The organism is Taibaiella soli, assembly GCF_003236175.1.
Classification (GTDB): Bacteria; Bacteroidota; Bacteroidia; order Chitinophagales; family Chitinophagaceae; genus QKTW01.
The window spans coordinates 123809-147395 of the sequence record NZ_QKTW01000018.1 but is presented as its reverse complement, the minus strand read 5'-3'; the positions used below and the strand labels follow the sequence as shown (position 1 = coordinate 147395).

Genomic DNA, 23587 nt, shown 5'->3' with positions numbered 1-23587 from the left:
TCTTATTAGCTAAAAACTAAAATCAGTCATTGTGTTCTAAATGCTCTGCATCGGCCCACAGACTTTCGAGATCGTAAAACTTGCGGTGCTCATGATTGAAGATATGCACTACAACGTTTACATAATCTACGAGTGTCCACTGCTCACCGGTTTCCACATGGTACGGATCTTCTTCGCAGTTGAGCGCTACTTGTTTTTCTATATTATCGGCTATTGCTTTAATCTGAACGTGAGACTGGGCTTCGCACAAAATGAAAAAGTCTGCTACTGCCTCATCAATTTTTCTCAAATCGAGGGATACGATAGACTCTCCTTTCTTTTCACGGATAGCTTCCAGAATCGTCGTGAACAGTTTGCTGTCACGAGTTAAATGAGTAGAAGCTTTTTTGCGCCCCTGCAGAGCAGTTATTATTTTCTCCAAATTGCTTTATCTGTTTGGTTGGGAATATCTTTACAGTCTATCAAAATTATAAAATCTTTTGGCAACAAACTTGCAAGCCTTGAAAGAAGCGCCAATCATTGACATTGATACTATTGATAGCACCAATAACTATGCCATGGTGCTGATAGATGCCGATACGGCACAACCCGGACTGACAATTATTGCGCAGGAACAGACAAATGGCAAAGGTCAGCGTGGCCGGCTGTGGAAGGACATTCCCGGCCAAAGCATTTTAATGAGTGTAATAACCGCACCTGCATTGGGTTTGGAACACCAGTTTGTTTTTAGCGCCACTGTGGCAGTCGCTATCGCAGAGGTTTTACAAGATCTGAATGAACACTGGAATGTGCGTATCAAATGGCCAAACGACATCATTATCAATGACAAAAAGACAGTAGGTATCCTCATTGAAAACGTGCTTCGTGGCAGCAAATGGCTTTATGCAGTTATTGGACTGGGGGTCAATGTATTACAAGAAAGTTTTGATGCAGCGTTACCAAATGCCGGTTCGCTGAAAACCGCTTCAGGCAAGACTTATAATGTAGGTCAGCTTGCAAGGCAAATCCGCGACAATATTCTTACACTCACTTCCGCTGAGCTCCCTAACGAAGAGGTCATTGCAAAATATAACAAACTTTTATACAAAATACACGAGCATCAGGCCTTCACCAACGAGGATTCTGAGTGGAAAGCGACCATTTTGCAGACATTATCCAATGGCCAGCTGCAGGTGCAACATGAAGACGGCAGCATCGTAGCATATATTCATGGATCGGTGACTTGGAAATGGTGAAGTGGTGAATGGTCAAGGGAAAATGGCCAAGGGTTGTGAAACGTCAAATGTCAAAGCATAGCGCGTGAGATCTCTATAAATTCAAATCAGAAATCAGCGATCAGCCATCAGCGATTGAACTCCAGTTTTTCAGCATTTGCAGCCCCGCTCCCGTCCCTACACTTTCGGGATGGAATTGAATGCCGACGCAAGGATATTTTTCGTGAACGATAGCCATAATACAGCCGTCGCCGGTATGTGCGATCGATTTCAGTCCGGTATTTTCTAAATCTTCAATGACCAGCGAATGATACCGCATCACGTCAAAAGAATTTTCTATCCCGTTGAATAAAGGATGACCAGAATGATGTGCTGTACTGATTTTTCCATGCATAGGTACTGGCGCATGTTTGAGTGTTGCGCCAAAGAACATGCCGATAGCCTGATGTCCCAAACAAACACCAAGAATTGGAATTTTATCATGAAAATGGCGAATCACATCCAGTGAAATACCCGCCTGTAAAGGCGTTTCTGGCCCGGGAGAAATAATGATGCGGGAAGGATTCAGTTCAATTAATTGTTCGAGCGAAATTTCATCATTGCGATAAACAACACATTCGTTGCCGGTTTGCAGCAAATAATGCAATAAGATGTAGGTAAATGAATCGTAATTATCAATGAGCACCCACATGTTCCGGCAATTGCTGGTTTACTTTATCGAAGAAATGCTGCAGCTCGGCAAATACATTTTTGGCAAAAGGCATTACATCGCCGATATGGCTGAAAACCCAAGGCGCTACAGGAGAAAACCAGGAAAATGTTTTTGACGAAGCTATAGTCTCAGGAGAAAAAACATGCGCCTGATTGCCCAACCAAAGACAAGAACTCCATACGATTATCGCCATCACTGAATAAATGACGCCACCTGCGAGATTATTGAACAGTCCAAGCCAAACAGCCTCCACCGTTTTTTCAATCAGCTTGCCACCGGTTCTTACCAGCCAAACAACGCCGATAAATAAAACAATATAGCTCACAATCTGCGCCCAGCCTGAGGTTACAATTCCTTTTTCAAGAAGGAAAGATGCCAATGCCTGTGATAGTTTCAACGAAACGATTACACCAAGCAGTATGGCAATAATAGCAAACGCGGCTACTATAAGTCCCTTACGGTAGCCGCGAATGAAAAATAAAATGATCAGTATAATTCCTACTGCGTCGAGTACCATAAGGTAGCTTAAGCGAGCAATGTTTTCACTGCTGTTGAAATTGCTTTACCATCAGCCTGACCAGCCAGTTGTTTAGACGCAACACCCATGACTTTGCCCATGTCAGCCGCTGAATTAGCGCCTACCTGAGCGATGATTTGCTTTAACGCTTCAACCAGTTCGTCATTCGTCAGTTGTTTTGGCAGATAAGTTTCAATGATCGCCAGTTCTTCTCTTTCTTTCGACGCCAGATCTTCACGATTTTGACTAACGAAGATTTCTATTGAATCACGACGTTGTTTCGCCATTTTGTTGAGCATTTTCAACTCATCAGCTTCTGTCAGCACTTCACCGCCGCCCTCTGCTGTTTTTTCAATAAGAATCGCTGCTTTGATAGCGCGAAGCGTGCGGAGGCCCACTTCGTCTTTCGCTTTCATTGCAGTTTTTATTTCTTCCATTACCCTACTTTCCAGAGACATAGTTTCAAGATTTTAAACAAAAGTAAAAATTGAAATTAGAGCTTATTTAGAATTTTAGCTCTTATTTGTTTTCTTCTTCCTGCTGCAGCTTTTCTGTAGCTTTTTTAATGAACTCGCGCGCAAAGTCTTTCATTTCGTTTGCCAGCTCACCATTGCGTGTAGCACGTGCATAAGTATCTGCCATTCCGAAGATAGATTGATAAAAGAAATCGTTCATTTCGTCTACCATCATTTTGCTTGTCCACAGGTCAATGCGCAGCGCTGTTTTTTGTTCGCCGTCCCAAAGACCGAGCAGCATGCCTTTTGCTTTCTGCAATTCAGGAACACCACCGTCCGGTGCACTCCATTCAATAGTTTCCGGCATTTTGTCTTCGTCGAGCGCTACCTGGATATTGATATTTGATTTCATTTTCTATATTATTAAGTCAAAATTCAAAAGTAAAAATTCAAAACTGTCAATGGTAAGTGTTCATTGGTGAATACTCGTATGTCATGCTGAGCGGAGTCGAAGCATACACCAACACGGTCAATTGTCAACAGCCAATTAGTTTGTTGCGCACCACTTATTCAGCTGGTTCACGCAAGCTGCAATATCTTTCGGAATTGGCGCTTCCGCAACGATTTGTGTACCGTCTTCTTTCACGAATGCCAATCGATATGCATGTAAACCTAAACGGTTCAGCAGCGGACGTTCTGATTCTTCTTTGTCAGAAAGCTTGTATTTACGTTTGATGACTGAGAGTAAAAACGGCTTACCATCGCCATACAATTCGTCGCAAACAATAGAGTGTCCAATCGACTGCATATGCACGCGAATCTGATGCGTGCGGCCTGTATGGATCTGAAATTGCAACAGTGAATACAAAGGCCATTGTTCTACTACTCGATAATCGGTGATCGAAGGCTTACCTTTTTTTGCCGCAATCATTTTTCCTTTCACAGCCGGGTGTTCCGCAATCGGTGTTTCTATTCTGCCCTCTTCTGGAACCACACGACCATGCACTAGGCCGGCGTACATTTTCAGCACATCATGTTCCTGAAACAATTGTGACAGATATTTGTGTGTCTGTTCGTTTTTCGCAAAACAAATAACACCACTTGTATCGCGGTCAAGACGATGTACGACAAATACCTGCTGGTTCAATTGAGCTTCCAGCAAGCGTCTCAGACATGGCAATGTCGCATCAAAACGATCCGGTATTACCAACAATCCGCCTGGCTTATTTACGATGATGAGATCATCATCTTCATATATGGTTTCTAATTTCATTTCTTTTAAAAATTTAACCTCTTCTAGCTCTTCCAAAGGAGGAGAACGCTCAACGCGTCCTTCGCACTTATTTTAAGAAGACGTTGCGTGCAATCTCTCTACGGATTGACGTTTGACAAGCATTGACCATTCACCACCGTTCACCCCAAATATCGCTCAATGCACAAATCCTCCTGTCTCCGCATCTCTGCCTTCTGATCTTCTTTTTTGTCTTTAAATCCGCACAAATGTAAGGCTCCGTGAAAAATTACACGGTGCAACTCGTCATTGTAACTTTTGTTGAATTTTTCCGCGTTTTCCGCCACACGTTCCACACTCACATAAATTTCACTGGTCAGATCATTATCGGTTTCACTAAGATCAAACGTGATTATATCCGTCAGCGTATTATGATTCAGAAACTGTTTGTTGATTTCCAGCAAATATTCATCGCTGCAAAAAATATAACGTAGCGCTATTTTCTTCACTTCGAGATGCTCGTGTACAAGCGTATCCAGAAACGCAGAAAGCTTTCTTTTATCCTTGAGTCGGGCTTTAATCTCCTGTTCGAAAAACTGAGCGGGCATACTTCAAAATTTGCGCAAAGGTCGTAACATTTTGCCGATACTCTAATGAAATATTATCTATATATAAAGAAGGTGTTTAATTTTTTCCCCCTTCAGCCTAAACTTCCGTAGTTTTGCGGCGATGCAAAGTGTAGATGACGCAGCCGTACGCCTTTCCCAGTTACCTACTGGCCGTCGCGCGGTAATTAAAAAGCACGAAGAAAGCGATTTCCAGCTCACATTGATGGAAATGGGTTGTGTACCGGGAGAACCGGTGTGGGTAGAGATGATTGCCCCGCTTGGCGACCCAATGGCCATACAAATTGCCGGCTATTATCTGAGCATCCGCAAGCAGGATGCCGACAAGATCTGGGTAGTGCCACAATAGCCAGTTCCGCTTTATTTAGCTGTTATCATTGGTGATGCGGCTTATTTCAATGAATCAATCTTCTATTTTTACGTCATGAACATCGGCTTGTATTTCGGCAGTTTCAACCCCATCCATATTGGCCATCTTATCATTGCCAACCACATAATTGATCACAGCGATATCGATAAAATATGGTTTGTGGTTTCGCCGCACAATCCGCTGAAAGACTCTCATTCTTTGCTCAATGAATATGACCGCCTGCACCTGGTGGAATTAGCCATCCAAGATAATCGCAAATTCAGGGCAAGCAATGTGGAATTCCATTTGCCAAAGCCTTCTTTCACAATAGATACGCTCACTTATCTGTCTGAAAAATTTCCGTTGGAAAAATTCAGTGTAATCATGGGTTCGGATAGTTATCAGAATATTCACCGATGGAAAAACTTTGAACAATTGCTGGCGCAATACGCACTGCTGGTGTACAAAAGGCCAGGGTTTGAAGTAACAGAGCTGAAAAGTCCGAATGTTACAGTGCTGGAAGCACCTATGCTCGATATTTCTGCTACTTATATCCGCCGTCAGATTAAAGAAAGCAAGTCGGTGCAGTATATTCTACCTGACGCCGTGCGGGCCTACATCGAAGAAAACGCGTATTATAAATAACCGCTCCTCTCATAAAAAATATATTCTATCCGGCTCTTATGGCCGGATTTTTTTTATTATATTAACAATGTCAAATATGGTAAGAAATCATTAAAATATCATCTTCGCTGCCAAAGCGTGGCATGATATTTATTACTTTTACCGTGAAAACTAACGTTTAACATTTTAAAACTGAAACATTATGGCAAACACAGGCAAAACAGTAGCCACTTTATTGATCGGAGCAGCGGTAGGTGCTGCAGTAGGTTATGTACTGGCAACAGACAAAGATGCACGCACCGAAAAAATGGAAAAGCTGAAAGACCGCCTCAGCAGCCTGAGATCTAAATTCAGCAAAAAAGGCCATGACCTCGAAGAAGAAATTTACAACGCTTAATCCCTGGTTAGGACGTGGTAGATATCTTTAATAAGTGGAAAGAAAAAATAACTCAGTACGTTGATCTGCGTTTCCAGCTTTTTAAACTGGAATTTATAGACCGTACGTCTAACGTACTGAGTTACATACTATTCACCTTCGCTATGCTTTTATTTGCGATGGCTATCCTGATATTTTTGGGAATTGGCCTGGGAGAATGGCTATGTGAAGTACTAAATACGCGTACCGGTGGATTTTTCGCAACGGCGGGTATTTATATTATCCTCCTTCTTTTGATGTTTGCATTGCGCAAACGCCTGATCCGTGCATTTTCCGGCATCTTCATACGAGTTCTTACCGAAAACGGCGAGGATGACCACGATGATGATGAAAAAGCCTGATCATCTTCCTTCATTCATTTTATTAACGGCCTGACATGAAACTTTATCCAAGAAAACTGCATACGGTTGGCGAGCTGAAAAAAGAAAAACAGCGACTGTTAAAACAGCGGCGTGCACTGGATAAAGAGGATCTCCTTTCATTCGATGACGTGCTGGGCTCCGTTGGCAGCGGCATTGGAAGTATTTTCCGCAAGAAGAAAAAAAAGAAAAAAGACGGTAGTTACCAGGAAGGAAATGACAACGCTTCCATCGATTATATTGCACTTGCATCAGATCTCCTGACTTCTGGCTTCGGCGTCAATACGCTTATAGATGTAGGCCTGCCATTATTCACAAAGTTTTCCCCTCAAATAAAAAAAGGTGCCTTTAAAGTCTCAAAAGAAGTACTTGGCGGGTACGTGAAATGGAAAGCTGTGGAACTTGGCTACCGTTTCGTTCGTAGCATGCTGTCTAAACACAAAGCGAAAAACGCAAAACAGAAAGCCCGGGGCAATTGACAGTTGCCAGATTTATGCACACACTCGTTTCGCGGGATGTCTCCTTAGTCGACATGAGTATGTTGCTACCTACTCACCATTAACAATTTTCCATTCCCCTCTTTTTCCTTTTGTATTTCTAATTTTGCCGTTGACGTTTCACTTTTGACGTTTCACCAAACTCACAACTGACAACTCACCATACAATGGCAGATATTTCAACACAGGACGACGTGGTATTGCTGGTCGATAGTTTTTATGACCGCGTGCGCAATGACAACACCATTGGTCCAATTTTCAACAACATCATCGAAGACTGGTCACATCATTTACCCAAAATGTATCGTTTCTGGGGCACTGTATTATTTGGTGAGCCAGGCTACTCAGGCAATACCATTGCGACACACATTGCCATTGATAAAAAATTCCCGCTTAAAGAAGAGCATTACGCAAGCTGGATCGGATTGTGGAAAAGTACTGTCGACAGTTTGTTTGCCGGAGAAAAAGCAGAAGAAGCCAAAAAGCGGGGCATGCTGATGATCCAGCTTATCAACTTCAAAGTGGACGACTCACACAACAAAAATTTCATTCAATAATAAGCCAGTTTTTCCATGAATAGCTTTTCCATCGCCGGTCGGTATATCGATCTTTTTCAACGAAAAATTTACCCTGCGGAAATCACCGTTACAGATGGTATCATTACCGCTGTGACAGAAAAAGAAAATGTGCCGCAGCAGTATATTTTACCCGGTTTCGTAGATGCACATGTGCATATCGAAAGCTCGATGCTGATCCCAACTGCGTTTGCGAGACTTGCAGTAGTACACGGCACCGTTGCTACTATTTCTGATCCGCACGAAATAGCAAATGTATGTGGCGTACCAGGCGTTCAGTACATGATCGACAATAGTAAGCAAACACCTTTTAAAATATTCTTCGGTGCGCCATCCTGTGTGCCGGCTACTTTTTTTGAAACAGCGGGCGCACATCTTGATGCGCCAACTGTAGCAGAATTGCTACAACATCCGGACATCTGGTATCTCACAGAAATGATGAACTATCCCGGTGTATTATTTAAAGATGCTGAAGTGCTGGCCAAAATCGATGCCGCAAAAAAAGTAAATAAACCTGTAGACGGCCATGCGCCGGGGCTGCGTGGTGAACAGGCGCACGCATATGCGGCAGCGGGCATCACCACCGATCACGAATGTTTTACGCTGGAAGAAGCGCTAGACAAAATAGAAGCCGGCATGCAGATTTTGATACGGGAAGGCAGTGCTGCCAAAAACTTTGAAGCTTTAGCACCGCTACTTCATTCACATCCGGGAAAAGTCATGTTTTGTAGTGACGATAAACATCCTGATGACCTGGTTTTACATCACATTAATGCATTGGTGAAACGCTCGCTGGCTAAGGGTTACGATTTGTTCGACGTTTTGAACGCAGCCTGCGTCCACCCCGTCCTGCATTATAAAATTCCCGTAGGGTTGTTGCGTGTAGGCGATCCCGCAGACTTTATCGTGATCAATAACCCGGCACATTTTGATGTATTGCAAACATATATCGGAGGAAAACTTGTCGCAGAAAAAGGCCGCTCACTGTTGCCTTTACAAGCAGCGGAAACGATCAATAACTTCAAGGCGCTTCCGAAAAAACCGATACAATTTGAACTACGCGCGAAAAACAATCGTCCCAAAATCCGCGTTATTGATGCCGTGGAGGGTCAGCTCGTAACGAATGAATTGCACATGGATGGCAAAGTGGAAAACGGGTTGCTGGTTAGCGATGTATCCAATGATGTTTTAAAAATAGCGGTGGTGAATCGTTACGAAGCGGATGCACCGATCGCTATTGCATTCATTAAAAACTTCGGACTCAAACATGGCGCGTTAGCCTCTACAGTGGGCCACGATTGCCATAATATTATTGCAGTTGGCGTAGACGATGCTTCACTCTGCGCAGCGGTAAATGCTTTGATTGAAAATAAAGGAGGCATTGCAGTAGCAGAAAATGTTAATGAAATTTCCAGTATGCCATTGCCTGTAGCCGGCCTGATGACCACTGGCGACGGTTATGAGGTGGCTGCGCAATATGCAGCGATCGACGAAAAAGCGAAATTGCTCGGCACAAAACTACATGCACCGTTTATGACTTTATCGTTTATGGCATTATTGGTAATTCCGTCATTAAAACTCAGTGATAAAGGACTTTTTGATGGAGGGAAATTTGAATTTACGGATGTGGAGATGGGCCTCCTCTAGCTCCTCCAAAGGAGGAGAACTCCCAGCGCGAGTAATTCCAAATCATGAAAAAATGAATGATCAATAAAAAGATAGAGACGTAGCACGCTACGTCTCTACTTTTTTATCGTAAAACCAGCATCAACCGGTTTTGACTTTTGAATTTTGACTTTTTAATTTTTATACGCTTTCAGCGCTGCTTCCAGACAATCCATTGCAGCGTTGATGTCTTCTAAATTGAGTACATAAGCAAGGCGAACTTCGTTATTTCCTTTGCCTGTAGAAGCATAGAAACCCGAGCCTGGCGCCATCATCACTGTTGCACCATTGTGGGAGAATTCTTCAAGCAACCACTGACAGAATTTATCGCTGTTTTCTACCGGCAGTTTTGCCATTGCGTAGAATGCACCACCCGGCATCGGACAAGTAACACCTTCCATCGCCTGCAGACGTTTTACCAGCAAATCACGACGAGAATTGTATTCTGCGTGTACTTCGTCAAAATAATCAGCAGGCAGATCTACTGCCGCTTCGCCAAGAATCTGAGCAAAAGATGGTGGGCTCAACCGAGCTTGTGCAAATTTCATTGCGGCATCCAGCACTTGTTGGTTCTTTGTAACAAATGCGCCGATACGGCCACCACAAGCACTGTATCGTTTAGAGATCGTATCCATCAGAATCACGTTTTCTTCCAAACCTTCCAGCGTCAGCGCGGAGATATGTTTACGACCGTCATAGCAGAATTCACGGTAAGCTTCATCGCTAAACAGAAACAGATCGTGCTTCAGACAGATTTCTCTCAGTACTTCCAGTTCTTCTTTGCTGTACAAATAACCGGTCGGGTTATTCGGATTGCAAATCATAATTGCTTTGGTACGTGGCGTGATCGCTTTCTCGAACGCCTCAATCGGCGGCAATGCGAAATTCTCTTCGATAGTAGAAGGAATCGGTACCACCCGCACTTCAGCACTAACCGCGAAACCATTATAGTTTGCATAAAATGGTTCTGGAATAATGATTTCATCACCCGGATCCATACAGCTTTGAATTGCAAATGCAATCGCTTCAGAACCACCGGTTGTAACGATCACCTGATTGTGATTTATTTCAATATTGTTGCGCTTGTAATATTCTACCAGCTTTTTACGATAGCTTTCAAAGCCTGCGCTATGGCTGTATTCCAACACTTTGATATCAGCGTCTTTTACTGCCTGCAAAATAGAATGCGGCGTTTCAATATCTGGCTGACCAATGTTCAGGTGAAATACTTTTGTACCTCTTTTTTTAGCAGCTTCGGCAAATGGTACGAGCTTACGTATCGGAGATGGTGGCATTTGCGCCCCACGATGTGATATTACTGGCATGGGCGCAAAATTAGTGGTTTATTTCAATTGACAATGGACAGTTGACAATTGACAATGCATTCATTTTTTCGTCTTTTTCTAGCATAGCACGGGTAATTGTCAATTGTCCATTTTCAACTGTCAATTGGAAATGACGCAACCTTTGTATGCAACTCGAGCCTTGGCTGGTCGGTTACAGCATTTGACTGGATATAAACCACTTTCGAAAAAGGACCCGGTCTTCCTTTAGTATGGTAAGTAATGATAATTTCACCTGTTTTTCCAGGCAGTATGGGCTCTTTCGGCCATTCGTGCGATGCGCAGGCGCAGGCATCAGATGCATACTGGATGATTAGCGGCTCTTTGCCGGTATTCTTAAACTTAAACACATGTTGTACCGTAACGCCCTCCTTCAATTTGCCGAAATCGTAAGAGACTTCTTTAAACTGAAATTTCGGAGCATTTGGATTTTCCTTGCCAGGCGCCTGCGCTCGTGCGCCAAAAGCGAACAGCGATAAGCTCAGAAAGGTAGTAACGAGCTTCTTCATACCAGTGATTTTATGTTTATAAAGACAAATTCGTCAGCTGGAAACGTTGGCGTATGCGCATGAAAAAACCGGTCCTTTGGAGACCGGCCTGAAAACATTATATACTAATGTAATTATTTTGCTGGAGTCGCAGGAGCTGGTGCAGCTGCAGCCGCTTGTACAGTACCTTTGATATGCAGTTCGTAGCGTTCTTTTTCAGACACTGCGTTAGATACGATGTAGATATCTTTTGTGAAAGGACCTACACGACCTTGTGTATTGTAGTGAACAACAATTTTACCTTTTTTACCAGGCAGAATTGGTTCTTTAGGCCATTCTGGGGTAGTACAACCGCAAGAAGCGCTTGCGCTCTGAATGATCAGCGGTTCTTTGCCGGTGTTTTTAAATTCGAAAGTAGTTTCAGCAACCGGACCTTCTTTGATGGTACCAAAGTCGTGCGTTTCTTCCTGGAATTTGAATTTTGGAGCGTTTTTGTTGTCTTTAGCGGCAGGAGCAGCTTGCGGCGGAGCAGCAGCAGCAGGAGCCTGAGCGTTTACGCCATAGGCAGCAACAGCCAGAAAAAGGGTTACAAACAATTTTTTCATAAACGAGTGTTTTGTTTTTATTCTTTGGAACGGCAATTTAACAGATATTCAATTACAAATGCAATTTTTTCTGTCATTTACCGTTTCCTGCATTGATTTAGTTTGTTTTGATCATTGAGCTGCTTTCAGGCACAGAGCTTGTCGGTGCTTTTTCCACAGTCCCCTTGATAGTCAGCACTTTAGTACCGGCATTGGACACTACAGTCAATGTTTTGGTAAATTGACCAGGACGACCTGAAGTGTTGTAAGAAGCTTTGATTGTGCCTGTTTTACCCGGACCGATTGGCTCTTTAGAGTAAGAAGGCGTTGTACATCCGCAAGATGGCTGTACACGCTGAATGATAATTGGTTCTTTACCGGTGTTTTTGAATGTGAATTCATAATCGGCAGTAGGACCTTCCTGCACATCACCGAAATCATGATTGTCTGCAACGAAGTTCATGTTATCAGAAGTGAGCGTCGAAGTTGCAGCTGCCGTAGTTGTTGTCTGTACAGTTTTTTTGTCCTGTGCGAAAACAGCACCTGTGGTCATAACTGCGAGGCCGAGAGAAAGGATAACTCTTTTCATTTTATTCTTATTTATTGTATTTAGTTTAAAAGCGGTCGAAAGTTCAAATACCTCCGTCGAGTTTACAAATTTAAATAGTGAACTTAATTAATTCATCATATTTCTGATTAAAAGACTGCAATTTTAACAGTAAACGCTGGGCTTTAACGATTGTTTTTAACGTTAAACCTGTGTTAAGACCCCGGGAATAGTATTTTTGCACCCGATGCCCAAATTTCTGATCATACAAACCGCATTTATTGGTGACGTGGTATTGGCTACTGCTGTGGTGGAAAAGTTACATGCTTTTTACCCGGACGCGGCCATCGATTTCCTGTTGCGCAAAGGAAATGAAAACCTGCTGCAGGGCAATCCACATCTCCGTAACGTGCTGATCTGGGACAAAAAACAGCAGAAGCAGCGCAATCTCTGGCGAATGGCCATGCAGGTACGTGCGGAAAAATATGATTATATAATTAATCTGCATCGTTATGCCGCATCTGGCCTGATTACCCTTTTATCGGGCGCAAAAAACAGAATCGGGTTCGATAAAAATCCGCTGTCGTTTGCATATACGAAAAAGGTAAAACATATTATTTCCGAACCTTATTCAGCCAATCCAATCCACGAAACGGACCGTAACCAATTACTGATTGCTGATTTTACAGATAGCAAAGCAGCCTTTCCAGCACTTTTTCCATCAGCAACCGACTATGAAAAAGTAAAACCGCTGCAGACACAGTCTTATATCTGCATCGCACCGTCTTCAGTTTGGTTTACGAAACAGTTTCCGGTAGAAAAATGGATTGAACTGCTGGACGAAATACCGGAAAACTACAAAGTGTACCTATTAGGCGGGCCTGGCGGCGATCAGCAAATTGCTGATTCTATTCTGTCCGGAACAAAACATAAAAATGCGGAAAGCCTTTGCGGAAAAGTGAGCTTTCTCCAATCTGCAGCGTTACAGCAAGGTGCAGTCATGAATTATGTAAACGATTCCGCGCCGCTTCATTTTTGCTCGGCTGTGAATGCGCCCGTGACAGCTGTTTATTGCTCTACGGTTCCGGCATTCGGTTTTGGGCCGGTACGTGAAAATGGCCGTATTGTGGAAATTTCACAACGGCTGTATTGTCGACCGTGCGGTTTGCATGGACGCAAAGCTTGTCCGGAAGGACATTTTCGCTGCGCGATGGAAATTACTAATCAACAATTATTAGGATGGACTTCGAAAACGATATAAAAAACTGTATCCGTGCGCTGGAAAACGGTGAAACAATCCTTTACCCCACTGATACAGTTTGGGGCATTGGTTGTGATGCGCTGAACGAGGACGCGATCGAGCGTGTGTTTGCATTGAAACACCGCCCGAAAGAAAAAAGTCTGATCGTGTTGCTGGCCGATGCCCGTGATGTAATTCAATATATCGCGGCACCGCATCCTGATATCATTGACATTGTTGAAAACTTCGAAACACCGACAACCGTTATTTATGAAGGAGCCATCGGCTTTCCGGAAAATCTGGTGCATGAAAATGGTTCTGTGGCGATACGGGTTACAGATGATCCGTTTTGCAAAGCTTTGATTAAACGTTTTAGAAAGCCACTGGTTTCTACATCTGCAAATTTAAGCGGTGAACCAACTGCAGCATTTTTCAGCCAGATAGCTGATGAGATTAAACAAAACGCAGGCTATGTGGTGAACTACCGGCAGGATGATGAAACGCCGAAAGCGCCTTCGCAGATTATTAAAATTGATGACGAAGGAAACATTACCAGACTACGCTGATTCGTTACCTATTTTTTTGACTTTTTACTTTTGACTTTTTAATTAGACGATGGATATTGTTTGTACTCCAGAAGAGCAGAAATTACTTACGCAGATCGGAAGCGCTGCGCAAAAACTCAATGTGCCCTGTTATCTGATCGGAGGATTTGTACGTGATAAAATTATTGGCCGAAACACCAAAGATGCAGACATCGTTTGCGTTGGTGACGGTATTGCGTTGGCCCATGAAGTGGCGGCTCTTTTCCAGCCAAAACTAAAGGTCAATTTTTTTAAGAATTTCGGTACTGCTCAAATCAAACTGAGCAATGGATTTGAAGTGGAATTTGTAGGCGCGCGCAAGGAATCTTACCGTGAACATTCCCGCAAACCTGAAGTAGAGATTGGCACTTTGCAGGATGATCAAAATCGCCGCGATTTTACCATCAATGCAATGGCTATCAGTCTGAACAAAGACGATTTTGGAAAACTCGTAGATCCATTTAACGGGCTACACGATCTCGAACATAAAATACTACGTACGCCGCTCGATCCGGATATTACTTTCTCCGACGATCCGCTTCGTATGATGCGTGGCATCCGCTTTGCGACGCAGCTGGATTTTCATCTCTTTCCGGAGACTTTCGAAGCGATCAAAAGAAATAAGCATCGACTCAAAATTGTTTCGCAGGAAAGAATTACCGATGAACTAAACAAAATAATGAATGCACCGATACCTTCTATCGGTTTCGATCTGTTGTTCCGCACAGAATTGCTGCAGGAATTTTTCCCTGCACTGGCGGATCTGGCAGGCACCGAGATGATTGAAGGTAAAGGACATAAAGATAATTTTTACCACACCTTACAAGTGCTGGATAATGTTGCTGCACGTAGTAATGATTTGTGGCTGCGCTGGGCTGCTTTATTGCATGATATTGGCAAACCCGCTACCAAACGTTTTGAACCAGGCACCGGCTGGACGTTTCACGGACATGATTCTGTCGGCGAACGGATGACGATTAAACTTTTCCGTCAGTTGCGATTGCCGCAAAATGAAAAGATGAAGTATGTGGCAAAACTGGTTTTGCTCCATCTTCGTCCCATCAGTCTTTCAAAAGAGGATATTACGGACTCTGCAATGCGCCGCTTGTTGTTTGATGCCGGCGACGATATTGATGATCTGATGGTGCTTTGTGAAAGTGACATTACTTCGAAAAACAAACAGAAAGTAAAACGGTTCCTCGCCAATTTCGAGATCGTGAAAGAACGACTGAAAGAGGTAGAAGAAAAGGACAAGATCCGGAACTGGCAACCACCTATCGACGGCGCGGAGATTATGGAAATTTTCAACCTGACACCTTCGCGTGAAGTGGGCGTAATAAAAACAGCTGTACGTGAAGCCATCCTCGATGGTCATATTGCTAACTCCTACGATGCCGCTTATACATTTATGTTGGAGAAGGCAGCAGAACTGGGGCTGAAACCGGCCGAAGGTCAAAAGTCAAAGGTTAAAAGTCAAAATCCGGATACTACGGACGATGGGCAGTTGACAACAGACAATTGATCATGTTTGTCAACATTATTGTAGAGACGTAGCCTGCTACATCTCTACAGCCCAAATTACGCGGTATGAACTTTACGTTTCCCTTTTGACGTTTCACAACTCGACCCTCGCTTTTTGTTTTTTGACTTTTGAATTTTGAATTTTGACTTTTTAATTAGAAATACCGAATAAAATGAACGTTCGTCAATTATTTCAGCAGCGTGTAGCGCAAACTTCACCAGCTCCGGTTGGATTGCATATCGTAAAGGCGGAAGGCAATTATCTGTACGATGATGAAGGCAAGGCCTACCTTGATCTGATTGGCGGCATCAGCGTTTGTAACGTAGGGCATCGCCACCCAAAAGTGGTTGCTGCGATTAAAGATCAGGCAGACCAATATTTACACATCATGGTGTATGGCGAATTAGTGCAGACACCACAAGTTGCATACGCCAATCTGATTGCAGAAAATATGCCGGCTTCGCTGAATTGCGTATACTTCACCAATTCAGGTGCAGAAGCGACAGAAGGCGCTTTGAAACTAGCGAGAAGAGTTACCGGCCGTCCGAATATCATCAGTTGTATCAACAGTTATCATGGCGCTACACTAGGCGCATTGAGCGTTATGGGCGATGAATACTGGCGTAATGCTTTTCGTCCGCTGATGCCTGGTGTGAATCGATTTCATTACAACTCGCAGGAATTAATAGACGCTATAGACACTCAAACCGGCTGTGTATTGATTGAAACCGTACAGGCCGAAGCTGGCGTGATAGAGCCAAACATCGAATGGCTACAAAAGCTGCGTGCCAAATGTACTGAGATGGGCACACTGTTGATCTTTGATGAAATACAATGTGGTTTCGGGCGTACGGGTAAACTTTGGGGGTTTGAAAATTATGGCGTAGTACCAGATGTTGTGTTGCTCGGCAAAGCTTTGGGCGCAGGCATGCCAATGGGTGCGTTTGTTTCTTCGTTTGAAAATATGTGGTCATTCACAGAGAACCCGATATTGGGACATATTACCACATTCGGCGGACATCCGGTGAGCTGCGCCGCAGGAATGGCGGGTATGCAGGCTTTGCTCGAGGAAAAATTAATCGATACGGTTGCCACAAAAGAAAAATTATTCAGAACACTGTTAGTTCATCCCGCGATCAAAGCTGTACGCAGTAAAGGTTTGCTGATGGCGATTGAGGTTGCAGATATGGATAAGGTATTGGCGACGCTCGAAAAAGCGATGAAGAAAGGTTTATTCTCAGACTGGTTTTTATTTGCTTCGAATTGTATTCGCATAGCACCACCACTAACGATTACAGAAGATGAAATTAGAAAAGCATGTGAAGTTTTACTGAGCTGTTTGTAAGTGGTGCGTACTCCTGTTTCAACTAAACTTGTGTTATAGTGGGTGTCTCCTTCTGTCGACATGACTATAGAATTATGCATTCATGCCGCATTACTTATCTAAAAATGCCAAACTGCGTGCGAACTCGTCAAATTCATTTTTAACCTCAGTGAAATGTGGATTTGATTTTACACCGATAAATCCAAAATAATTTTGTTGGGATTCATCACTGTCCGATTCAACGGTAAATTCTATTTCGTGCTTTTCCATAGTATCAGTTAATCCGGAATTTTGATACCATCGCTCAAATTTCTTACTTCTTTTCCCTTGTTTTCCATCAGCAGAATCACAATGATAAAGCAACACGGAGTCGCTACCCTGACCTTCGAAGAAATCTTCAATAATGGAAATAATAGTATTTCTTATTCGAACATCGGCACTGTAATGATTGTCGCAAATATGAGGGACGCTAAATATCGAGAGTCCCCAAGTATTTTTTGAAAGGAACGTGTATTTCTCTAAATATTCACCGTAGGCATGCGGATTAAAAAAAACAACTACACTACAAACGGGAGTTCTAAAATTATAAGAAAGCCCATCTACATCATCTTCAACGGTAAAAGAATATTTTCCCAATATTTCTATTTTGAAGCGCGCTTACTAATCGATGCATTTTGCTCGATCATTTTCTTTTCTATTTTTTCGCGTAGCTCTTTCTTCTTGCGATCCAGATCAGCAAGTATTTCTAAAGCTTTTTTATTGCTTTTTGATATGACAACTTTTTTCAACATAACGATAGCGGGCTTATATTTCCTTAAATAATAATAACCAAAGATACAGCTTTTAATACTTGATTTCCGGCAATCGGAAAATCAAAACAAACAACATCCACTGTAAACTGGCTCTGCTGGCCAATTATTTAACGTAAAATTTTCCTCCATCCTATTTGAAATTATCATTTGTATTTACAAAATTTACATTCATAAACACAAAACCATGATCACCGTAAATACAAACTGCATCAACCTCATCAAGAAGTTTGAGGGACTGGAATTAAAGCCTTACCACGGCGCCGCCGATCGGGCGAATGTGTTCACCATCGGCTACGGAACCATACAATACCCGCCAACTTACATGGGCGGCAAAGCAGTAGCGATGAGCGATCCGGCAATCACCGAACAACAGGCAACTGATTTTCTGACTTATGAAGTAAAGCAGAAATCACAACAAATCGATCTTTTGCTGCGCGATGACCTGACACCAAACCAGTTTGGAGCACTCATTTCATTCGCCTACAACCTGGGAGCCGGTTCACTCAAACAAAGTACGCTGCGCGCTAAAGTAAATGCCAATCCGAAAGATCCGAGCATTAAAGACGAGTTTCTGAAATGGGTATACGCCAACGGTCAGAAAGTTCAAGGTTTGGTAACACGCCGGCAAGCGGAAGCCAATCTCTATTTCACGCCTTAGCATTAACTTCGAAGATGCCATTTCCAATTTCGAACAAAATCATAGGAGCAAGTGCATTTTTATGCCTTGCTTTTTTTCACGCCAAAGCGCAGCAGATCACACTTTCCGGCGGGATGGAAAAAGGCAGCTTCGAATATTCCGGGCTTGCTATCCACAATAATGCAGAACTATTATTCTTACCACAGCATGCCGATAAAATAGCTGACGCAAATGTTTCACAAATACAAGTGCTGTCGCTGAAACGATTAAAAGAAAAACATCTGACGTTTACACCAACCGATTTTAAAACAATAAAAATCATTGACCCAAAACGTTTATTAGATGTAAAAAAATCGGAAGGATTTGAAGCAATTACCTGCATCAACGATGAAGTTTATCTTTCAATGGAAACAACTTCAGAAACGGAAGATTCCTGTTTTCTGTTTAAGGGAAAACTTACAAAAAATGTCCTGACACTTTCAAAACGAATTGGCCTGCCGCATTTGAAAAAATGCGACGGCGGACCTGTTGGCAATGCTGGGTATGAAAGCCTTACCTATCTGCCCAAAGAAAAAAAACTGCTCGCCATCTATGAATATGAAGGCGAAGCAAATAAACCGGTGGGATTCAAAGTAGATCCGGATTTCAGCAAACCTGCAACACCTGTTTACCTCGATAAGCCTCTGTGTTTTCGCATTACAGACATACAAGCAACCAAATCCGGCGGCTATTTCGGCGTGAATGTTTGCTACGAAGGCACGATGAAGGATGATAAATATCTGGATTGCCATTGCACTTCAGACAATCCAAACGTCAATGCTGTGGTAGAAGGAAAAACACGCAGCTTCGCACAGATTATTTCTTTTACGAAAACTAACGACAGCACTTATCATTGGGAGCATTTCACCAATATCGATGCTTCTATGCCTGTCAACTGGGAAGGCTTTGCGATAGTAGACGGCCATTTCTTATTGATTAACGACACCAACAATTCGCAGAATAAAAAGAATCCGAACAGCACAACTTATTTTATTTCGATGCCTGCGAAAAAGGACTAGCATTTACACGCAAAAAAAAGCCCCGCAAGACTGCGGGGACATCTTATTAATCCCTAAAACAATAGATGATGCTTATTTTCTCAGTGCAAGCTAATGTTGTATGTATGTCCGTTTACGGTGTAGGTTGCGAGCGCATCACAGGTTCCATTACCGTAATCCAGCACACGGGTATTTCCGTTGGCTAGTGTCACCTGTACCGTTCCCTGTTCAATCCAGCGACAGGCAAGCGCAACAACAAGTGGTGAAGTGATATCAACAGTTACCACATTTCCGTTGGCACGGGTAATAGATCCGCTGCCGGTAACATTGTAAACATCGTCATTCCATGCCGGTGTGTTATAGCCCGCCACCCAGGTACGGGTGCGCGTGGTTGTCCAGCTGATAGTACCGTTGTTATTGGCTAATACTACCCCGCCGTTTATTTGAATATCATAGTAAGGTTGACCGCTACTGTTTTTGCCCATGTTGGTCACTGTTTTAGTGCCGATTACCTGGTTACTGTCTACAAAATAATTGCTGAATGTAATGGAGTGCACCGAACCGCTGTCTTTATAATGGCCGGTGTAAGAAACTAGAATCTCGCCGCTGCGGTATCGGCCATCCTGGCAAAGGCAAGGCGCGGTTCCGAAATTAACCGTAATAGTGTGTGGAACAGAAACAGTGTCGCGGGTAACCGTAGCGCAACCACCCAAAACAGAGCCGCCGCCAAGAACCCTCAGGTCGGCGCTGCCGGTGGTTCCGGCTTCGTCAGCGATTGATTGTACATCGCTGAAATTTTTCTCAAGAGTGGACTGATCAGAAGCAACGCCTGCTTCCTGATCAATCTGCTTTACGTCGTCGTCGGAGGAGGTCTTGTGACAGGCGGTAAACGTAAATAGTCCCGCCGTAATGAGCACCGTACTCAGGAATAAGAATCTGGAGCTTCTCATGATTTGAAATTTGAATCTAAGACCCATGATTAATTCATAGGTTTAAATTTTAATCCGATTTTATTTATAATATTTTTTTATTGATTATGATTAAACGCCGGACATCCCCAAAAACCATGAAAAAGCCTATAGACGCGGCTTAGAAAAGATCACGGAAAATTCTTTTTGCCGGAAGGCGACAGGAAGGAATAAAAAGAAATTAATAACTACTTTTGAGCCGGTTTTTTTAGAACATATTTTTTATGCAAATCACCATTATAGGAACCGGATATGTAGGTTTAGTGACTGGCACATGTTTTGCCGAAACAGGCAATAACGTTGTATGTGTAGACATTAACGAAGAAAAAGTAAAACAGCTCCGGGCCGGAAAATCACCCATCTACGAGCCAGGGCTCGACACTTTGCTGGAACGCAATATTAAAGAACAGCGTATCCGCTTCACCACTTCCATTACAGAAGGTGTAGAACACGGTCAGATTATCTTCCTGGCCTTGCCAACGCCTCCAGGTAAAGATGGTTCAGCTGATCTTCAGTTCGTATTGGATGTTGCCAGCCAACTCAGCACAATAATCACCGACTACAAGGTGATTGTAAATAAAAGCACCGTACCCGTAGGAACCGCTGAAAAAGTAGCTAACGTACTGGCATTGAACCTCGACCGTTCTTTGTTTGACGTAGTGTCTAACCCAGAGTTTCTGCGTGAAGGCGTAGCGGTAGAAGACTTCCTGAAACCAGACCGCGTGGTGATCGGTACTAATTCCGAAAGAGCACGCAAACTGATGGATGAACTGTATCAGCCATTTGTACGTCAGGGCAACCCGATTTTCTACATGGACGAGCGTTCCTCTGAAATGACCAAATACGCTGGTAATGCCTATCTCGCAATGCGTATTTCGTTCATGAATGAAATGGCAAACCTGTGTGAAAAAGTAGGTGCTAACGTAGACATGGTTCGTGTTGGTATCGGCAGCGATTCCCGCATTGGTAAGCGATTCCTGTTTCCGGGCGTGGGTTATGGCGGCAGCTGTTTCCCTAAAGACGTTAAGGCGCTCGCACAAACAGCTACTGAATATGATTACGATTTCCAGATTGTTCGCACGGTAATGAAAGTAAATGACCGTCAGAAAACGATTCTGGGTAAAAAAATCTGTGAATACTACGGCAGCGATCTCTCCGGCAAAACTTTTGCTTTGTGGGGTCTTGCATTCAAACCAGAAACGGATGATATCCGTGAAGCTCCGGCTTTGGAACTGATCGATGAATTGCTGAAAGCAGGTGCTACTGTATCTGCATTTGATCCGGAAGCGATGGATAACGTTCGTCGTATCTACGGTGAAAAAGTACACTTTGCAGAAAGTATGTACGCCGCACTGGAAGGTGCTTCGGGTCTGGTGATCGTTACAGAATGGAGCGAATTCCGCAATCCTGATTTCGACCGTATTTCAGACGCACTGGTACACCCTGCTATCTTCGATGGCAGAAACGTATACAGCCTGGAAAAAATGGAAGAGCTCGGTTTCTACTACGAAAGTATGGGTCGTAAAACAGTTCATTCACAAATCCACAATGAACTGGAACAACCTAAAGAAACGCTGATCCGCGACAGAGGAACGAACGACTAAGAAAGTCAAAAACAAAAAAGTAGTGTAACAACAATATTTGTAGAGACGTAGCATGCTACGTCTCTACATTATTTCTGGATAACATGAATAATTGTCAATTATCAAAACAGCTTGTTACATTTGTCACCAAAATAACAATGAACCGTGCAATGGGAGTACTCCTCCTTTGGAGGAGCTAGAGGAAGCTTATAAAACATTAAAAAAATAAAATAAACGAATGGCAAAACGTGTACTGATTACCGGAGCCGCCGGTTTTTTAGGTTCTCATCTTTGTGATCGCTTCCTGGCAGAAGGCTACGAGGTGATAGGGATGGACAATCTCCTGACAGGCAATATCAAAAATATTGAACACCTGTTTCCGCTGAAAGAATTTACTTTTTACAATCATGATGTAACCAAATTTGTACACGTTCCGGGTGAGATCGATTACATTTTGCATTTCGCTTCTCCGGCAAGCCCGATCGATTATTTGAAAATGCCAATCCAGACGCTCAAAGTAAGTTCACTGGGTACGCACAATCTCCTGGGTCTTGCAAAAGCCAAAGGCGCGCGCGTCCTCGTAGCTTCTACTTCTGAAGTGTATGGCGATCCGCTGGTGCATCCGCAGCAGGAAGAATATTGGGGTAATGTAAACCCGATTGGTCCGCGTGGTGTATACGATGAAGCAAAACGTTTCATGGAAAGCATGACGATGGCTTATCACAACTTCCACGGTGTGCAGACCCGCATCATCCGTATCTTCAACACTTACGGTCCGCGTATGCGACTCGATGACGGTCGTGCACTGCCAACATTCATGAGCCAGGCGCTGCGTGGTGAAGATGTAACAGTTTACGGTGACGGTTCTCAAACACGTTCTTTCTGTTATGTAGATGACCTCGTTGACGGTATTTATCGTTTGCTGATGTCAGATTATACACAACCTGTCAACATCGGTAATCCGGCAGAAATTACGCTGAAGCAGTTTGCAGAAGAAGTGGTAGCGCTTTGTGGTTCTGAATCGAAAATTGTTTACGAACCACTGCCGCAAGATGATCCGAAACAACGTCAGCCAGATATTACCAAAGCAAAATCTATTCTTGGCTGGGAGCCGAAAGTAGATCGCGCAGAAGGTCTGAAACGCACATTGGAATACTTTAAGAAACATATTTAGTGAAAAATCCCCGACGGTACCGTCGGGGATTTTTTTTATGCCTGATAGCTGATTTGTGTTTATTCGCTGGCGAGAGTTAGCGTAGCGCTCTCGTGTCTGAGCTTACATGTCAGTCTCCCGACTGACCTCTTGCACTCGCATCATTGAAGGACTCAAACAGGCCTTTGCAGCAAACAACACTCACTCCGCTTAAACATAGTTGCGACGCTCCGTTCATCGACATTGCTACTATTTTTAAGTGACTTAAGCACACTGCGCCAGTCAGGAGACTGGCGAAATTTTCAGACACGAGAGCGCTACGCTAACTCTCGCGCCAGTGTAGTTTTTGCGCCTGTATAACAATTAATTTTTCCCTGCGCGAAATCAGATCCCCCTTCTTATCAGGATGACCCGTGGGATTGTACAGTCTACATTCCGCGGGATGTCTCCTATCGTCGGCATGACGTACGCTACGTGTATTATGTTTTTGTGCAGCTTACTTCGT

At 43.4% G+C, this 23587-nt stretch carries 30 protein-coding genes; 16 read left to right on the top strand and 14 right to left on the bottom strand.

Annotation, left to right across the window (positions count from 1 at the left end; all coding sequences use genetic code 11):
• Nucleotides 1-22: 22 nt before the first annotated feature.
• On the bottom strand, nucleotides 23-421 hold the full coding sequence (rsfS, locus tag DN068_RS13625; RefSeq protein WP_243630246.1) for a ribosome silencing factor: 399 nt from the start codon (nucleotides 419-421) through the stop codon (nucleotides 23-25).
• Between the two features lie 58 nt (nucleotides 422-479).
• On the opposite strand from rsfS, the gene DN068_RS13620 reads away from it, so the two are divergent.
• Nucleotides 480-1235, top strand: coding sequence for a biotin--[acetyl-CoA-carboxylase] ligase (locus DN068_RS13620; protein WP_110999481.1), 756 nt, complete (start codon nucleotides 480-482; stop codon nucleotides 1233-1235).
• A gap of 100 nt (nucleotides 1236-1335) precedes the next feature.
• Here the strand turns inward: DN068_RS13620 and DN068_RS13615 are convergent, their stop codons facing one another.
• The 6 genes from DN068_RS13615 to ybeY all read right to left on the bottom strand — a co-directional run bounded on the left by DN068_RS13615 (nucleotide 1336) and on the right by ybeY (nucleotide 4737).
• Nucleotides 1336-1905 carry an anthranilate synthase component II gene (locus DN068_RS13615; RefSeq protein ID WP_110999480.1) on the bottom strand — a complete coding sequence of 190 codons (570 nt, stop codon included), beginning with the start codon at nucleotides 1903-1905 and terminating at the stop codon, nucleotides 1336-1338.
• Nucleotides 1889-2443 carry a CvpA family protein gene (locus DN068_RS13610; RefSeq protein ID WP_110999479.1) on the bottom strand — a complete coding sequence of 185 codons (555 nt, stop codon included), beginning with the start codon at nucleotides 2441-2443 and terminating at the stop codon, nucleotides 1889-1891. Before DN068_RS13610 ends, DN068_RS13615 begins: the two co-directional genes overlap by 17 nt.
• A gap of 8 nt (nucleotides 2444-2451) precedes the next feature.
• Entirely contained in the window at nucleotides 2452-2901 is a 450-nt protein-coding gene (locus DN068_RS13605; protein ID WP_110999478.1) for a GatB/YqeY domain-containing protein, read from the bottom strand.
• Nucleotides 2902-2962: 61 nt separating this feature from the next.
• Nucleotides 2963-3310, bottom strand: a complete 348-nt coding sequence (gene gldC, locus DN068_RS13600; protein ID WP_110999477.1) for a gliding motility protein GldC — start codon at nucleotides 3308-3310, stop codon at nucleotides 2963-2965.
• A gap of 135 nt (nucleotides 3311-3445) precedes the next feature.
• Nucleotides 3446-4171, bottom strand: coding sequence for an RluA family pseudouridine synthase (locus DN068_RS13595; RefSeq protein ID WP_110999476.1), 726 nt, complete (start codon nucleotides 4169-4171; stop codon nucleotides 3446-3448).
• 140 nt (nucleotides 4172-4311) lie between these two features.
• Nucleotides 4312-4737 (bottom strand): rRNA maturation RNase YbeY, encoded by a 426-nt coding sequence (ybeY, locus tag DN068_RS13590; protein ID WP_110999475.1) that lies wholly within the window; start codon nucleotides 4735-4737, stop codon nucleotides 4312-4314.
• Between the two features lie 121 nt (nucleotides 4738-4858).
• On the opposite strand from ybeY, the gene DN068_RS13585 reads away from it, so the two are divergent.
• From DN068_RS13585 to ade, 7 genes are all read left to right on the top strand, one after another.
• A complete protein-coding gene (locus DN068_RS13585; protein WP_110999474.1) occupies nucleotides 4859-5104 on the top strand; it encodes a FeoA family protein in 246 nt (81 codons plus the stop codon).
• A 75-nt stretch (nucleotides 5105-5179) separates the two neighbouring features.
• Nucleotides 5180-5749, top strand: coding sequence for a nicotinate (nicotinamide) nucleotide adenylyltransferase (gene nadD / locus DN068_RS13580; protein ID WP_110999473.1), 570 nt, complete (start codon nucleotides 5180-5182; stop codon nucleotides 5747-5749).
• Between the two features lie 181 nt (nucleotides 5750-5930).
• A complete protein-coding gene (locus DN068_RS13575; protein WP_110999472.1) occupies nucleotides 5931-6125 on the top strand; it encodes a YtxH domain-containing protein in 195 nt (64 codons plus the stop codon).
• Nucleotides 6126-6139: 14 nt separating this feature from the next.
• Entirely contained in the window at nucleotides 6140-6505 is a 366-nt protein-coding gene (locus DN068_RS13570) for a phage holin family protein (protein ID WP_110999471.1), read from the top strand.
• A gap of 35 nt (nucleotides 6506-6540) precedes the next feature.
• Nucleotides 6541-7002, top strand: coding sequence for a hypothetical protein (locus tag DN068_RS13565; RefSeq protein ID WP_110999470.1), 462 nt, complete (start codon nucleotides 6541-6543; stop codon nucleotides 7000-7002).
• Between the two features lie 185 nt (nucleotides 7003-7187).
• Nucleotides 7188-7577, top strand: a complete 390-nt coding sequence (locus DN068_RS13560; RefSeq protein ID WP_110999469.1) for a group III truncated hemoglobin — start codon at nucleotides 7188-7190, stop codon at nucleotides 7575-7577.
• A 15-nt stretch (nucleotides 7578-7592) separates the two neighbouring features.
• A complete protein-coding gene (gene ade / locus DN068_RS13555; RefSeq protein WP_110999468.1) occupies nucleotides 7593-9242 on the top strand; it encodes an adenine deaminase in 1650 nt (549 codons plus the stop codon).
• Between the two features lie 152 nt (nucleotides 9243-9394).
• On the opposite strand, the gene DN068_RS13550 is transcribed toward ade, so the two are convergent.
• The 4 genes from DN068_RS13550 to DN068_RS13535 form a co-directional block, all read right to left on the bottom strand.
• Nucleotides 9395-10585 carry a pyridoxal phosphate-dependent aminotransferase gene (locus DN068_RS13550; RefSeq protein ID WP_110999467.1) on the bottom strand — a complete coding sequence of 397 codons (1191 nt, stop codon included), beginning with the start codon at nucleotides 10583-10585 and terminating at the stop codon, nucleotides 9395-9397.
• Nucleotides 10586-10698: 113 nt separating this feature from the next.
• Entirely contained in the window at nucleotides 10699-11112 is a 414-nt protein-coding gene (locus DN068_RS13545; protein WP_110999466.1) for a DUF1573 domain-containing protein, read from the bottom strand.
• A gap of 113 nt (nucleotides 11113-11225) precedes the next feature.
• Complete coding sequence (locus tag DN068_RS13540) at nucleotides 11226-11696, bottom strand: DUF1573 domain-containing protein (protein ID WP_110999465.1); 471 nt, start codon at nucleotides 11694-11696, stop codon at nucleotides 11226-11228.
• A 97-nt stretch (nucleotides 11697-11793) separates the two neighbouring features.
• On the bottom strand, nucleotides 11794-12264 hold the full coding sequence (locus DN068_RS13535) for a DUF1573 domain-containing protein (protein WP_110999464.1): 471 nt from the start codon (nucleotides 12262-12264) through the stop codon (nucleotides 11794-11796).
• 205 nt (nucleotides 12265-12469) lie between these two features.
• On the opposite strand from DN068_RS13535, the gene DN068_RS13530 reads away from it, so the two are divergent.
• The 4 genes from DN068_RS13530 to DN068_RS13515 all read left to right on the top strand — a co-directional run bounded on the left by DN068_RS13530 (nucleotide 12470) and on the right by DN068_RS13515 (nucleotide 16913).
• On the top strand, nucleotides 12470-13483 hold the full coding sequence (locus DN068_RS13530; protein ID WP_110999463.1) for a glycosyltransferase family 9 protein: 1014 nt from the start codon (nucleotides 12470-12472) through the stop codon (nucleotides 13481-13483).
• Nucleotides 13462-14028, top strand: coding sequence for an L-threonylcarbamoyladenylate synthase (locus tag DN068_RS13525; protein ID WP_110999462.1), 567 nt, complete (start codon nucleotides 13462-13464; stop codon nucleotides 14026-14028). Before DN068_RS13530 ends, DN068_RS13525 begins: the two co-directional genes overlap by 22 nt.
• Nucleotides 14029-14077: 49 nt before the next feature.
• Entirely contained in the window at nucleotides 14078-15568 is a 1491-nt protein-coding gene (locus DN068_RS13520) for a CCA tRNA nucleotidyltransferase (protein ID WP_110999461.1), read from the top strand.
• A gap of 172 nt (nucleotides 15569-15740) precedes the next feature.
• Complete coding sequence (locus tag DN068_RS13515; protein WP_110999460.1) at nucleotides 15741-16913, top strand: aspartate aminotransferase family protein; 1173 nt, start codon at nucleotides 15741-15743, stop codon at nucleotides 16911-16913.
• A 90-nt stretch (nucleotides 16914-17003) separates the two neighbouring features.
• On the opposite strand, the gene DN068_RS13510 is transcribed toward DN068_RS13515, so the two are convergent.
• Together DN068_RS13510 and DN068_RS22150 are read right to left on the bottom strand one after the other, a co-directional pair.
• Nucleotides 17004-17528, bottom strand: coding sequence for a DUF6169 family protein (locus DN068_RS13510; protein WP_110999459.1), 525 nt, complete (start codon nucleotides 17526-17528; stop codon nucleotides 17004-17006).
• A gap of 5 nt (nucleotides 17529-17533) precedes the next feature.
• Nucleotides 17534-17683 (bottom strand): hypothetical protein, encoded by a 150-nt coding sequence (locus tag DN068_RS22150; RefSeq protein ID WP_165836393.1) that lies wholly within the window; start codon nucleotides 17681-17683, stop codon nucleotides 17534-17536.
• A 205-nt stretch (nucleotides 17684-17888) separates the two neighbouring features.
• Here DN068_RS22150 and DN068_RS13505 point away from each other — a divergent pair, with 205 nt between their 5' ends.
• Nucleotides 17889-18362, top strand: coding sequence for a lysozyme (locus DN068_RS13505; RefSeq protein WP_110999458.1), 474 nt, complete (start codon nucleotides 17889-17891; stop codon nucleotides 18360-18362).
• Between the two features lie 14 nt (nucleotides 18363-18376).
• The gene (locus DN068_RS13500; RefSeq protein ID WP_110999457.1) at nucleotides 18377-19399 is read left to right on the top strand and encodes a hypothetical protein; all 1023 of its coding nucleotides are present in this window, start codon (nucleotides 18377-18379) and stop codon (nucleotides 19397-19399) included.
• An 80-nt stretch (nucleotides 19400-19479) separates the two neighbouring features.
• On the opposite strand, the gene DN068_RS13495 is transcribed toward DN068_RS13500, so the two are convergent.
• Nucleotides 19480-20328 (bottom strand): hypothetical protein, encoded by an 849-nt coding sequence (locus DN068_RS13495; RefSeq protein WP_110999456.1) that lies wholly within the window; start codon nucleotides 20326-20328, stop codon nucleotides 19480-19482.
• A gap of 242 nt (nucleotides 20329-20570) precedes the next feature.
• Here DN068_RS13495 and DN068_RS13490 point away from each other — a divergent pair, with 242 nt between their 5' ends.
• Nucleotides 20571-21950, top strand: coding sequence for a UDP-glucose dehydrogenase family protein (locus DN068_RS13490; RefSeq protein WP_110999455.1), 1380 nt, complete (start codon nucleotides 20571-20573; stop codon nucleotides 21948-21950).
• A 217-nt stretch (nucleotides 21951-22167) separates the two neighbouring features.
• Nucleotides 22168-23103 (top strand): UDP-glucuronic acid decarboxylase family protein, encoded by a 936-nt coding sequence (locus DN068_RS13485; RefSeq protein WP_110999454.1) that lies wholly within the window; start codon nucleotides 22168-22170, stop codon nucleotides 23101-23103.
• The last annotated feature ends 484 nt before the right edge of the window (nucleotides 23104-23587 follow it).

What these genes read in the sequence shown, in the direction of transcription:
- DN068_RS13615 (WP_110999480.1), bottom strand. Translation starts at nt 1,905, where the DNA reads ATGTGGGTGCTCATTGATAATTACGATTCATTTACCTACATCTTATTG.
- DN068_RS13610 (WP_110999479.1), bottom strand. Translation starts at nt 2,443, where the DNA reads ATGGTACTCGACGCAGTAGGAATTATACTGATCATTTTATTTTTCATT.
- DN068_RS13605 (WP_110999478.1), bottom strand. Translation starts at nt 2,901, where the DNA reads ATGTCTCTGGAAAGTAGGGTAATGGAAGAAATAAAAACTGCAATGAAA.
- gldC (WP_110999477.1), bottom strand. Translation starts at nt 3,310, where the DNA reads ATGAAATCAAATATCAATATCCAGGTAGCGCTCGACGAAGACAAAATG.
- DN068_RS13595 (WP_110999476.1), bottom strand. Translation starts at nt 4,171, where the DNA reads ATGAAATTAGAAACCATATATGAAGATGATGATCTCATCATCGTAAAT.
- ybeY (WP_110999475.1), bottom strand. Translation starts at nt 4,737, where the DNA reads ATGCCCGCTCAGTTTTTCGAACAGGAGATTAAAGCCCGACTCAAGGAT.
- DN068_RS13585 (WP_110999474.1), top strand. Translation starts at nt 4,859, where the DNA reads ATGCAAAGTGTAGATGACGCAGCCGTACGCCTTTCCCAGTTACCTACT.
- nadD (WP_110999473.1), top strand. Translation starts at nt 5,180, where the DNA reads ATGAACATCGGCTTGTATTTCGGCAGTTTCAACCCCATCCATATTGGC.
- DN068_RS13575 (WP_110999472.1), top strand. Translation starts at nt 5,931, where the DNA reads ATGGCAAACACAGGCAAAACAGTAGCCACTTTATTGATCGGAGCAGCG.
- DN068_RS13565 (WP_110999470.1), top strand. Translation starts at nt 6,541, where the DNA reads ATGAAACTTTATCCAAGAAAACTGCATACGGTTGGCGAGCTGAAAAAA.
- DN068_RS13560 (WP_110999469.1), top strand. Translation starts at nt 7,188, where the DNA reads ATGGCAGATATTTCAACACAGGACGACGTGGTATTGCTGGTCGATAGT.
- ade (WP_110999468.1), top strand. Translation starts at nt 7,593, where the DNA reads ATGAATAGCTTTTCCATCGCCGGTCGGTATATCGATCTTTTTCAACGA.
- DN068_RS13550 (WP_110999467.1), bottom strand. Translation starts at nt 10,585, where the DNA reads ATGCCAGTAATATCACATCGTGGGGCGCAAATGCCACCATCTCCGATA.
- DN068_RS13545 (WP_110999466.1), bottom strand. Translation starts at nt 11,112, where the DNA reads ATGAAGAAGCTCGTTACTACCTTTCTGAGCTTATCGCTGTTCGCTTTT.
- DN068_RS13540 (WP_110999465.1), bottom strand. Translation starts at nt 11,696, where the DNA reads ATGAAAAAATTGTTTGTAACCCTTTTTCTGGCTGTTGCTGCCTATGGC.
- DN068_RS13535 (WP_110999464.1), bottom strand. Translation starts at nt 12,264, where the DNA reads ATGAAAAGAGTTATCCTTTCTCTCGGCCTCGCAGTTATGACCACAGGT.
- DN068_RS13530 (WP_110999463.1), top strand. Translation starts at nt 12,470, where the DNA reads ATGCCCAAATTTCTGATCATACAAACCGCATTTATTGGTGACGTGGTA.
- DN068_RS13525 (WP_110999462.1), top strand. Translation starts at nt 13,462, where the DNA reads ATGGACTTCGAAAACGATATAAAAAACTGTATCCGTGCGCTGGAAAAC.
- DN068_RS13520 (WP_110999461.1), top strand. Translation starts at nt 14,078, where the DNA reads ATGGATATTGTTTGTACTCCAGAAGAGCAGAAATTACTTACGCAGATC.
- DN068_RS13515 (WP_110999460.1), top strand. Translation starts at nt 15,741, where the DNA reads ATGAACGTTCGTCAATTATTTCAGCAGCGTGTAGCGCAAACTTCACCA.
- DN068_RS22150 (WP_165836393.1), bottom strand. Translation starts at nt 17,683, where the DNA reads ATGTTGAAAAAAGTTGTCATATCAAAAAGCAATAAAAAAGCTTTAGAA.
- DN068_RS13505 (WP_110999458.1), top strand. Translation starts at nt 17,889, where the DNA reads ATGATCACCGTAAATACAAACTGCATCAACCTCATCAAGAAGTTTGAG.
- DN068_RS13500 (WP_110999457.1), top strand. Translation starts at nt 18,377, where the DNA reads ATGCCATTTCCAATTTCGAACAAAATCATAGGAGCAAGTGCATTTTTA.
- DN068_RS13495 (WP_110999456.1), bottom strand. Translation starts at nt 20,328, where the DNA reads ATGAGAAGCTCCAGATTCTTATTCCTGAGTACGGTGCTCATTACGGCG.
- DN068_RS13490 (WP_110999455.1), top strand. Translation starts at nt 20,571, where the DNA reads ATGCAAATCACCATTATAGGAACCGGATATGTAGGTTTAGTGACTGGC.
- DN068_RS13485 (WP_110999454.1), top strand. Translation starts at nt 22,168, where the DNA reads ATGGCAAAACGTGTACTGATTACCGGAGCCGCCGGTTTTTTAGGTTCT.